This window comes from Petrotoga sp. 9PWA.NaAc.5.4 (assembly GCF_002895485.1).
Classification (GTDB): Bacteria; Thermotogota; Thermotogae; order Petrotogales; family Petrotogaceae; genus AZRK01.
Genome location: NZ_AZRK01000001.1, coordinates 126643 through 138228 on the forward strand (window position 1 = coordinate 126643; position 11586 = coordinate 138228).

Genomic DNA, 11586 nt, shown 5'->3' on the forward strand with positions numbered 1-11586 from the left:
ATCACATCTCCGTTATTTGCACCCACATTTTCATAACTATATCTAAAATCTCCTCCGGCGTTATTAATTCTCCTGTAGTTTTAGTTAAAGATTCGACATGCCTATTCATTTTATTTAATTTAGACATCTCTCTGGCATATTGACCTGTATTCATTTCTGGAACAATAATAATTTGTGCATCCCTAAAAATCATTTTAAGTCTTGATGTTGGCATAGGCCAAATTGTGATAGGCTTAAAAAGTCCCACGGGTATTTTATCCGATCTTGCTTGTTTAACTGCCCTTAAAGCACTCCTAGCAACACTACCAAAAGCAACGATAACAATTTGTGCATCTTGCAACATATATTCATTATAAATAGATATCTCCTGTGTAGAAAGTCGAATTTTAGAATCAAGATGTTCTATTACCTTTGCAATAATATTAGGATCCCTTATAGGAAACCCGCTTTCATCGTGTGTCAAACCTGACACATGAAACCGCGTTTTCCCCATTTCTACTAAGGGATTTACTGAGTATTGGTCATTCAATTCAAAAGGTAAGAACAATTCCTCTTCTCCAATCTCACTTTCTTTTAATCTCTCAACAACTTTAGGATTCTCTTTTTCATAGTCTATATAAACATTTTCTCTCATGTGAGCTAAGGTTTCATCCATAGCTAAAATTACTGGGGTTCTATAAATTTCTGCGTAATTGAAAGCTGTGATGGTATAAATGTAAACTTCTTCTACAGTAGAAGGATACAGTGCGATTATTTGATGATCTCCGTGAGTACCCCATCTAATTTGCATTATATCTCCTTGAGAAGGCGAAGTTGGGAGACCTGTACTTGGTCCACCTCTCATGACATCTACAAAAACACAAGGAATTTCAGTCATTATAGCATATCCTAAAGCTTCCTGCATTAAAGAAAAACCTGGACCACTTGTAGCTGTCATTGATTTAACTCCAGCAAGTGATGCACCTATTATTGCAGCAGCACTTCCTAATTCATCTTCCATTTGGATAAAAGTACCTCCAACTTTAGGAAGTTCTCTTGCCATATATTCTGCAATCTCTGTGGAAGGAGTTATTGGATAACCAGCAAAAAAACGACACCCCGCCTTTATAGCAGCCATTCCTACTGCTTCATTACCCTGCAAAAAAAGCATTTTACCCATTAGATTCACCTCGAAATTCTGTTACATTTATAGCAAAATCAGGACACATTCTTTCACATTGTAAACATCCTGTACATTTTGTGAAATCTGGAACTACGGGTTTTCCAAATTCTTCTTCTATAATTGCATTAACAGGGCAAATCCAAGAACATATTCCACATTTTTTACAATAACGATAGTTTATATATACTTTAAATAACCTCTTAGTTGACTGCAATTCATAGACCTCCTTTAAAAAAAGATATTACCCACTTTAGAAATTATGAAACTCCGATTCTATAAATGTTTTGAATCTTAGTTTTTTCAAAATTACCTCCTCAACTCTAATCCTTGCAAAATATGAATTTCTTTAACTTTTTCGCTACGAGTAGCTAAGGAGAGGGGAAAGAGCTCCGTCCTGAACCCGTTATAAATTCAAAGTACTATTTTAAAGAATGCTTAAAAATATTCCAGCTACTATTGCTGAACCAATTACACCTGCAACATTTGGTCCCATCGCATGCATTAATATAAAATTTCCCGGGTCGCTATCTTGGGCAATCTGTTGAGCTACTCTTGCTGAATCAGGTACCGCAGAAACACCAGCCGCACCAATTAAAGGATTTATTTTTTCTTTAGAAAATATATTCATTGTTTTTGCGAAGATTATTCCACTTGCAAGCGAAGCGACAAAAGCGACTGCTCCTAATAAAATGATCTTTAAAGTACTCCAAGATAAAAATATATCAGCAGTTGCAGAAGCTCCTACAGATAACATCAACAATATAGTAACAGTATCAGAAATAAATCTTGAGGCAGCTTCTGCTAATCTTGCGGTTAAACCAGACTCTTTTAACAAATTCCCCAACATTAACATTCCTACCAAAGGTAACGCTTGTGGAACTATCAAAGAAACTAATATGGTTGTTAATAAAGGAAAAATAATTCTTTCACGTTTACTTACATTTCTCATTCTTTTCATTCTAATCTTTCTTTCTCTTTTAGTAGTTAATAGCTTGGATATAAAAGGCTGTAAAATGGGGATAAAAGCAATATATGAATAAGCAGCAACCGCAATAACAGAAAGCAATTCCGGAGAAAACCTTGAAGCTAAATAGATGGAAGTAGGCCCGTCTGCTCCACCTATAATTGAAATAGCAGCTGCTGCACGAAGATCAAATCCCATAAGATTAGCGATAATAAAGGTAACAAATATTCCTACTTGCGCAGCTCCACCTAAGATAAGAAGCTTAGGATCAGCTATTAGATATGAAAAATCTGTTAAAGCACCTATCCCTAAGAAGATCAGAGGAGGATAAATACCAAGTTCCATTCCTTGCTTTATATACCATAATAATCCACCAGGTTGACCATTTTGTGGAGCTAAAAGTATTCCTGTCATCTCGGGAGGCAAATTAGCCATTATCATACCAAATCCTAATGGAATCAATAAAAGTGGTTCAGCATGCTTAGCTATAGCTATATAAATAATTCCTAATCCCAAGACGATCATGAATATTTGAGACCACATAATATTTGCAAATCCAGAATTAGTAAAAAAAGAAAGTAAATCAGATAATTGCATTTAATTCCTCCTGTTTATGATTTTTACTAAATTTGGAAATTCTAAAATTTGCATTTTATATATGTTTTAGCATTTAATTTTTCCAAAAATACTTTTTTGTCTGGAAACACCCATATAAGTCGCCGCTTCTATTGATTCGCTCCATTTAACGAAAAAGAAGAAAAAGGGCTCTACCCTAGACCCACTTTACATTTAAAAGCTTGTTTTTAGAAAATTATCATTTCTAAGATGTTTAATAATTTTTAGTAAATATAATTTGTTACCTTGAAGAGCCTCATACAATATTTGACTATTATTTTTATTATATCATATACTTTAAATCCTTAATCGTAAAAATACGCTTTTCTTTCAATTTTTCAATTTTTTTTGTATAATATTATTAGTTTGTTTTTTAAACTATTAATGTAAAATATTTATAAATCATTTTAAGGAGTGATGTCTTTGAACTATAGAAATTTCGGCAAAACTAATATCAAGATTTCAACTTTAGGATTTGGCTGCATGAGATTTCCAATTTTAAATAATAACCCTAATGAAATTAATGAAAAATTGACAATCGAAATGTTAAGATACGCCATTGAAAAAGGTGTAAATTATATAGACACTGCGTATCCTTACCATGGTGGTAACAGTGAGTACGTAGTTGGTAAAGCTTTAAAAGACGGTTACAGAGAAAAAGTTTACCTGGCAACAAAAAGTCCAGTTTGGTTAGTAAACAAATACGAAGATTTTGAAACTTTTTTAGACGAACAATTAAAAAAACTTGATGTACAATATGTGGATATGTATTTGCTTCACTCTATTGACAAAGAACGCTGGGAGAAAATTAAAAAATTAGATTTCCAAAGATTCTTTGATGAAATGAAAAGAAAAGGAAAAATTAAATACGCAGGTTTTTCTTTCCATGACGATTTCAAAACATTTAAAGAAATTGTTGATTATTATGATTGGGACTTTTGCCAAATTCAATACAATTATCTTGATGTGCATTATCAAGCCGGAATTGCCGGTCTAAAATACGCCTATAAAAAAGGGCTTGGTGTAGTAATTATGGAGCCGCTACGAGGAGGAAAATTAGCTAATAAGCTTCCAAAAGAAGCAAATGAAATATTTAAAAAGCTAAATCCAGCTAAAAGCCCGGCATATTGGGCTTTAAGATGGGTTTGGAATCATCCAGAAGTATCTGTTGTTTTAAGTGGTATGTCTACAATGGAGCAAGTAAAAGAAAATATTACTGCTGCAACGGATGCTTTATCTAATTCTTTGAGTCAAATTGAACTTAACACTATTGAAAAAGTTAGGCAAACATATAGTTCTAAATCGAAAGTGAATTGTACAGGATGTAACTATTGTATGCCTTGTAAAAATGGAATTTTTATTCCAACAATTTTCAATATATACAATGAAGCTTATATTTTTGACAATTTTGAAGAAGCAAAAGAAAGATACAATTCTCTCATTAAAATAGGTGCTGATGCTTCTAAATGTGAAGAATGCGGAGATTGTGAAAAAGAATGCCCTCAACATCTACCAATCAGAGAATTATTAAAAGAATCAAGAAAAGTTTTAAGTGCATAATTAAAAAAACAGTTTTATACTTTAATCATTGAAAGGAAGGTGGGTGAAGTGAATAAAAGACTTTTAGGTAAGACTGGTTTTGAAGTTTCAATTTTAGGCTTGGGTGGCTTTCATATGCTTGAAATCTCACAAGAATACGTAAGTAAGTTAATGAACATTTATTTACAAGCCGGGGGAAATTACGTAGAAACAGCTGCGGAATACGGAGATGGGGAATCCGAGAAAAAAATGGCTTATGCTTTGAATGGAAGAAGAAACCAAGTGATACTTGCAAGTAAATGTCATGCAAGAGATGAAAAACAAGCACAATTTTATTTGGAAAGAACATTAAAAAATCTTAATACTGATTATCTTGATATCCTATTTATTCATCATGTAACAAAAAAAGAAGATTTAGACCTTTTATTAAATAAATCTTCAGCTTTAGATTATTTTATGAAGGCAAAGAAAGAAGGTAAAATAAGAGCTTTAGGAGTTTCTGTGCATGGATTATGTGATTATGCATTTCAACTTATAAAAACAGTTGAATTGGATGTTGTAATGACACAGTTTAATTATCTAGATATCTTTAATTTCCCTTCAACCTACAATGAATTCCTTCCATATGTTAGATCAAAAAATATGGGAGTAGTTGGTATGAAATCTGTTGCTGACGGTTATTTGTATAGATATTTTGATGACGCCTTAAATTTTGCTTTATCTCAAGATTTGGATGTTATGGTTGTTGGGGCAAATTCAGAAGATATACTTTTAAAAGATATAAAAATAGCTAAAAATTTTAAACCTATGCTAAAAAAATCCATAGATAATCTCTACTTCAAAGCACCAGAATTAGGAACTTATGTTTGTAGACAATGTGGAAAGTGCCTACCTTGTCCAGAAAATATAGATATTATGAAAATTTTTGAATATGAAGGTTGGTATGATCGTCAAATGAGAGATTATGAACCTCATGAAGCTCCTGATTACGCACTCAGAGAAAGATTGGCTTTTTGGTTCGGAAATCAGGATGAAGCTATAAAAGCTTATTCTACGCTAAACAAGACCTTTAAAGATTGCACAAAATGTGGTTTGTGTGAAGAAAGATGCCCTTATGATATTAAAATAATAGATAAACTTAGATTAGTAGACTTCAAACTTGGAAAGGGAGAAATCTATTGATTCTATCTATTATTTTGTCTATCTAATTTACTCTTTGAAATATTAAAAGCACATATCTCGTTTAATATACAAATAGAACATTTTGGAGAGATCGGGCGACATATTTTTTGGCCAAAAGAAACCATTGATCCGTTTATTGGCCCCCACAGATTAGGGGGTAATATCTTCATCAATGCTTTTTCTGTTTCTTCAGGTGATTTGGTTTTTACCCATCCTAACCTATTTGATATTCTATGAACGTGTGTATCAACTGCCAATGCTTCTTTTCCAAAAGATACATATAATACTATGTTTGCAGTTTTTCTACCAACACCTGGAAGGGTTAAAAGTTCCTCCAATGTATTTGGGACCTTTGCATTATATTTATTAACCAATATTTTTGAGATTTGAATTATTCTTTCACTCTTTTGTTTGTACATACCAGCTGGTTTAATTAATTTATAAAGTTCTTGAGGATTTAACTTTGATATTTCATTGACATCTTTATACTTTGAAAATAAGGCCTTAAAAGCTTTTTCGGTATTTTCATCTTTAGTTCTTTGAGACAAAACTGTTTGAATCAATACTTTATATGGATCTATTTCGTAAATATCGCGTGGAAAGAATTTTATGATTTTCTTGGCTTCTTCAACTATGTTTCTTTTCATTTTTTACCTCTCACAAAAGTTTTCTTTAATATTGTAGCTCTTATAATCCAATTAAATTTAAAATCAATATATTCATAAAAACTACTTTGAAGTTTTTATGAATATATTATATAATAACAAACAAAACAAAATAATAACAATATCTAAAAATATGATAAAATTGTTATGATTTCAAAATTATATTTCAGGAGTGACTTCTTTGAAAGTAACTATTATTGCAACAGGAAATGAATTAACAGAAGGAATAATCCTCGATAAAAACTCAAAATATTTAGCCGAAAGGTTAAAAGAATTAGGACATGAAACCCTGAAAATAATCAACGTAAAAGATGATATTACTTTAATCGAAAATTCTTTGAAAGACGCATTAAATATCAGCGATATAATTATCACCACAGGAGGATTAGGCCCAACAAAAGATGACTTGACTGTTCAAGCAGTTTCAGAAATCTTAGGCATTGAAATGTCATTTAATAAATCTTTGTATGAAAAAATTCGAAAATATTATAAAAATAAAACCAATACATACTTAGATATTTTAAAAAAACAAGCTTATGTTCTGAAAACAGCTGAAATATTGCTTAATCCAGTAGGAAGTGCTCCTGGTCAAAAAGTGATTGTAAATGGTAAAATGATTTATTTGTTGCCCGGACCTTTTGCTGAAGCAAAAGCAATTTTTGATGCATACATTTATGATGAGTTGTCTAAATACTTAGATACTAAAAAATATGAATTTAAATTATATTTCTATGGCTTAACTGAAGCTGAATTTATGAACGAAGTTTCATCTTTTTTAGATAATGTAGACTATTCTACAAAGATCGAAGAATACATTGGACCAAGTTTGAGAATAAGACTTGAAAATAAAAAAATTTTTGACACAATATTAAAAGATATTCTTGATAAATTTTCAGAGTATTTTATAGGATACGAAAGATTAGAAGAAACACTTCTCGCTGAACTAACATCTAAAAATCTAAAAATTTCTTTTGCCGAATCATGTACGGGAGGGATGATATCAGATATTTTTGTTTCAGTTCCTGGCTCTTCTAAAGCTTTTGAAGGTTCTGTAGTTGCATATTCAAATAAGATAAAAATAAAACTGCTAAATGTAAGTGAAAATACCCTAAATGAGAATGGTGCGGTAAGCTCTCAAACTGTTACTGAAATGGTTAAAGGTTTGAAAAATTTAACGGATTGTGATGTTGGAGTTGCTGTGAGCGGAATAGCAGGGCCCTCAGGGGGAACAAAAGACAAACCAGTAGGAACAGTATATTTTTCATTTTATTTTAAAAACAAAATTTACATTGAAAAAATGTTGTTTCAGGGAAACAGAGAAGATATTAGAAAAAGAGCTTCATATTTCGCATTATGGAAAGTTTTGAGTATAATTAGAAGGGTCGAATAAATAAAACTTGGTTTTTAGAGTTTCTAAAGCAAGTAGAAAAAACAAGGTAGGAGGGGATAATATGCCAAACATGAATGTATACTTAAACGTTTTTTTGGAAGAGTCCAAAGAAAATATACAAGAATTGAATGAACTTTTGCTGAAATTAGAAAAAAATAGAGATGATGCTGAAATATTAAACGACATTTTTAGAATTGTTCACACTTTAAAAGGTATGGCTGGAACGATGGAGTTTGATGTTCTAGCAAAATTTTCACACAAATTGGAAAATATTTTAGATATGTTGAGAAATAAAAAAATTGAGTTGACTGATAGTCTATTGGATATTCTTTTTAAAGCTGCTGATGCTTTAGATGAAAGCATTCATGATATAGAGAATGGAGGAAAAGGTGAAGTTGAAAGTTTAAATAATTTGGAAAATAAAATGGATAATTATTTAGAACTATCTAAATCAGAAAACTTGAAATCTATTTATAATGAGTTTTTAAATAAAGAAAATTCTGATAAAGAAACTTATAATTTTTTTGTTAAATTAGATCTTGAAACAAAAAGAGTCCTTAAAAATGTTTTTCAAAAAGCTAAAGAAAACAATTTAAATTTTTTCTTTTTGAAAGTGGTTTTAGAAGAAGATGTACAATTAAAGCAAGCACGAGCTTATACAATATACCATAAATTAGAAGAAATGGGATGTGAAATCGTCTATACTTTTCCAAGCACTGAAGATATAGAAAAAGAAAGATTTGATAAAGAATTAATATTCGGTATTATTACTTCAAAAAACAGTGGAGAAATTGCAGAAACTATTCGTCATATAAGTGAAGTTGATTCGGTTATGATTGAAGAATTTTCAACTGAGTCTGTGGATAATAAGTTAGAAGATAACGAAATCCAGCAAGAAGAAAAGAACGAAAAAGAATTTAAACTTTCCAAATCAATTAGAGTAGATATAAACAAATTAGATGAATTGATGAATCTCATGGCAGAATTGGTTATTGCTAGAAGTAGAATAGTTGAAACTTTAAATAAATATAATCTTAAAGAAGTAGATGAAAGTTTGTCTCAACTTTCAAGAATAACCTTAGATTTGCAAAATGTAGTTATGAAAGTAAGAATGGTTCCTGTAGCATTTATTTTTAACAGATTTCCAAGACTTGTAAGAGATATTGCCAAAGATTTAGGAAAAAAAGTCAATTTTATAATAAAAGGAGAAGATACAGAATTAGACAGAACAGTTGCCGATGAAATAGGAGATCCACTCATTCATTTGCTTAGAAATGCTTTAGATCACGGAATTGAAGGTCCTCATGAAAGAATTTCTAAAGGTAAACCCGAAGTTGGAACCATTATTTTATCAGCGAGACATGAGGGAAATGGTGTAATAATAGAAGTAGAAGATGATGGAAAAGGACTAAACAAAGATGAAATTTTACGGAAAGCTATTGAAAAAGGTATAGTGAATGCTGCAGAAGCATCAAAATATAGCGAAGAAGATATTTACAATTTTATTTTTTTGCCAGGTTTTTCTACTAAAACCTATTCTACAGAAATTTCAGGAAGAGGCGTAGGAATGGATGTAGTTAAGTACACTGTTGAAAATTTGAAAGGCAGTATCTCTTTAGAAACAAAAAAAGATAAAGGAACTAAAATAACTATAAGATTACCTCTAACTTTAGCAATAATAGAAGCTTTACTTATAACAGTAAATGACGCTGTTTATGCGATTCCTATTGCTAATATAGACACTACCCAAAGATTAGATGATGGAGAATTAAAGAGCGTGCAAGATAGAGAAGTTTTCTTACTTAGAGGCGAAGTTATCCCAGTCGTAAGGTTAAGAGATCTGTTTGGATATTCAAGAAATCAACCTAATTTAAAAGAAAACATTGTAATAATAAGAATAGGAAACAAAAAATATGGAGTAATTGTTGATAAACTACTCGGTCAAGATGATATTGTTATAAAATCCTTAGGAACATTATTAAGTGATGTAAAAGAATTTAGTGGAGGTGCTATTTTAGGAGATGGAAGAATAGCATTAATATTAGATGTATCTTCATTAATGTAAAAGCTTTATCAATTATCAAACAAAAGGAGGCAAAACAGAGATGGAAGATGTCCTCTCTTTTAAAATTTTAGATCAGGAATATGCGTTTTCTATTGAAAATATCGAAAGTGTAGTTGATATGACTGAAATTACACCTGTACCCAATGCTAAAGTTTTTGTGCAAGGATTGATTAATTTAAGAGGAAGAATTGTACCTATAATAGATTTATCAAAAATTTTGGAATTTAATTTGCCCTCTGATCATAAATATCAAAATATTCTTATTTTAAAAATAAATGATGAAGAAATAGGAATGTTGGTTGATGAAGTAGAAAATGTGATTTCAATAGATCCTAATAAATTAGAAAAAATACTTTCTAAAAAGAATATTTATGCCGAAAGTGCAAAGGGTATTATCAAAATAGAAAATAGGTTGATAGTTTATCTCGATTTGAATGCTATTTTGGGTATTCAATTAGAAAAATAATTAAACGCAGTTCTAAGGAGGTGTCTTAATGGGGAAAAAAGTCTTAATAGTAGATGATGCTGCATTCATGAGAATGATGTTAAAAGATATTTTAACAAAAGCAAATTATGAGGTGGTAGGGGAAGCAAGTAATGGCCAAGAAGCTATAGAAAAATATAAAGAATTAAAACCTGATTTTGTAACTATGGATATAACTATGCCCGTAAAAGATGGTATTCAGGCAATAAAAGAAATAAAACAAATAGATCCTAACGCAAAAATAATTGTCTGTTCGGCAATGGGACAGCAAGCAATGGTTATAGAATCTATTCAAGCTGGTGCAAAAGACTTTATAGTGAAACCCTTTCAACCAAACAGGGTAATAGAATCTTTACAAAAATTGGAGTAAGTTAAAATGCCAACTGATTATGCGTCTCCAACAACTAACTTGAGCACTCTTGATGTAACCTTTTGGTTTATTACTATAGTATTATTGGTAATATTATTGCTTTTACTGTACTTTTGGTTGAATAGATCTTTCAAGAGAGGCCCTAAAACAAAAGAAGTAACTTTTATAAAAAAATATTATTTAGAGAGAAACTTATATGTAGGGATACTTAAGATTTTTGATGAGTTTTATTTGGTAGTTGTTAGTACAAATTCTTTTCAAATAATTAGAAAATTTGAAGAATATGAAGTTAACAATATAATTGCTGAAAAAAGTACTTTTCTTGAAACATTTTCAAAAATGTTAAAAAAGGACAAAAATATTCGAGAAGAAAAAAATGACGATAAAACTAATTAAAAAAATAATTATTATTATATTACTGTTAAGTATTTCAACATTTTTGTTTTCTCAAGAAATACCACAAGCTCCTTCTTTAAATATTCAAATTAACTCCGAAGGGGATATTAATACGCTATCTCCTACTTTAACTATTTTTTTGATAGTTACATTATTATCTTTAGCACCAGGTTTTTTAATGCTGTTTACATCATTTACAAGAATTGTAGTTGTATTGAGCTTTGTGAGGCAAGCTATGGGGACACGGCAAGCCCCTCCTAATCAAGTTATGCTTGCTTTAGCTTTATTTTTAACAATAATGATAATGTTCCCTATTTTTAATAATGTTTACCAAAATGCTATAATACCCTACAACAACGGTGAAATCGGATACGAAGAAGCAATTCAAATAACTTGGGATCAATTCAAAAATTTCATGATTTCAGAAATAGTTGCCCATAAAAATGAAGATGACATTTATATGTTATCTTCTGCTATGAACATTGAGTTAAACGATATACAACAGACCCCTTTTCAAATATTAGTCCCAGCTTTTGCTATAAGTGAATTGGAAATAGCTTTTAAAATGAGCATTTTGATTTATCTTCCATTTATAATAATTGATATGGTTGTAGCGAGTATTTTACTATCTATGGGTATGATTATGATACCTCCAATTCTAATATCTCTCCCTTTCAAAATCATGATTTTTGTAATGGTTAATGGTTGGGATCTTCTAATAGGAGGTTTGGTAAGGAGTTTTACAGGAGGTTGA

At 30.6% G+C, this 11586-nt stretch carries 12 protein-coding genes; 8 read left to right on the forward strand and 4 right to left on the reverse strand.

The features are described 5' to 3' along the window. Position 1: 1 nt before the first annotated feature. From X924_RS00585 to X924_RS00595, 3 genes are all read right to left on the reverse strand, one after another. Positions 2–1159 (reverse strand): 2-oxoacid:acceptor oxidoreductase subunit alpha, encoded by a 1158-nt coding sequence (locus X924_RS00585; protein WP_121957001.1) that lies wholly within the window; start codon positions 1157–1159, stop codon positions 2–4. After that, positions 1152–1376, reverse strand: a complete 225-nt coding sequence (locus X924_RS00590) for a ferredoxin family protein (protein ID WP_121957002.1) — start codon at positions 1374–1376, stop codon at positions 1152–1154. Before X924_RS00590 ends, X924_RS00585 begins: the two co-directional genes overlap by 8 nt. Before the next feature lie 210 nt (positions 1377–1586). After that, positions 1587–2723 carry a sodium ion-translocating decarboxylase subunit beta gene (locus X924_RS00595; RefSeq protein ID WP_121957003.1) on the reverse strand — a complete coding sequence of 379 codons (1137 nt, stop codon included), beginning with the start codon at positions 2721–2723 and terminating at the stop codon, positions 1587–1589. A gap of 441 nt (positions 2724–3164) precedes the next feature. On the opposite strand from X924_RS00595, the gene X924_RS00600 reads away from it, so the two are divergent. Continuing rightward, positions 3165–4301, forward strand: a complete 1137-nt coding sequence (locus X924_RS00600; protein WP_121957004.1) for an aldo/keto reductase — start codon at positions 3165–3167, stop codon at positions 4299–4301. Positions 4302–4349: 48 nt separating this feature from the next. Next, a complete protein-coding gene (locus X924_RS00605) occupies positions 4350–5462 on the forward strand; it encodes an aldo/keto reductase (RefSeq protein WP_121957005.1) in 1113 nt (370 codons plus the stop codon). 2 nt (positions 5463–5464) lie between these two features. On the opposite strand, the gene nth is transcribed toward X924_RS00605, so the two are convergent. Then, a complete protein-coding gene (gene nth / locus X924_RS00610) occupies positions 5465–6109 on the reverse strand; it encodes an endonuclease III (RefSeq protein ID WP_121957006.1) in 645 nt (214 codons plus the stop codon). Positions 6110–6308: 199 nt separating this feature from the next. Here nth and X924_RS00615 point away from each other — a divergent pair, with 199 nt between their 5' ends. The 6 genes from X924_RS00615 (at position 6309) to fliP (ending at position 11586) form a co-directional block, all read left to right on the forward strand. Continuing rightward, positions 6309–7517 carry a CinA family nicotinamide mononucleotide deamidase-related protein gene (locus X924_RS00615; RefSeq protein ID WP_158245264.1) on the forward strand — a complete coding sequence of 403 codons (1209 nt, stop codon included), beginning with the start codon at positions 6309–6311 and terminating at the stop codon, positions 7515–7517. A 61-nt stretch (positions 7518–7578) separates the two neighbouring features. Further along, positions 7579–9582: a chemotaxis protein CheA gene (locus tag X924_RS00620; protein ID WP_121957008.1), complete on the forward strand. Its 2004-nt coding sequence runs from the start codon at positions 7579–7581 to the stop codon at positions 9580–9582. A 40-nt stretch (positions 9583–9622) separates the two neighbouring features. Next, positions 9623–10048, forward strand: a complete 426-nt coding sequence (locus tag X924_RS00625) for a chemotaxis protein CheW (protein WP_121957009.1) — start codon at positions 9623–9625, stop codon at positions 10046–10048. A gap of 28 nt (positions 10049–10076) precedes the next feature. Next, complete coding sequence (cheY, locus tag X924_RS00630) at positions 10077–10436, forward strand: chemotaxis protein CheY (protein ID WP_121957010.1); 360 nt, start codon at positions 10077–10079, stop codon at positions 10434–10436. Positions 10437–10442: 6 nt separating this feature from the next. After that, positions 10443–10832 carry a hypothetical protein gene (locus tag X924_RS00635; protein WP_121957011.1) on the forward strand — a complete coding sequence of 130 codons (390 nt, stop codon included), beginning with the start codon at positions 10443–10445 and terminating at the stop codon, positions 10830–10832. Beyond that, positions 10828–11586 carry a flagellar type III secretion system pore protein FliP gene (fliP, locus tag X924_RS00640; protein ID WP_369826001.1) on the forward strand — a complete coding sequence of 253 codons (759 nt, stop codon included), beginning with the start codon at positions 10828–10830 and terminating at the stop codon, positions 11584–11586. Before X924_RS00635 ends, fliP begins: the two co-directional genes overlap by 5 nt.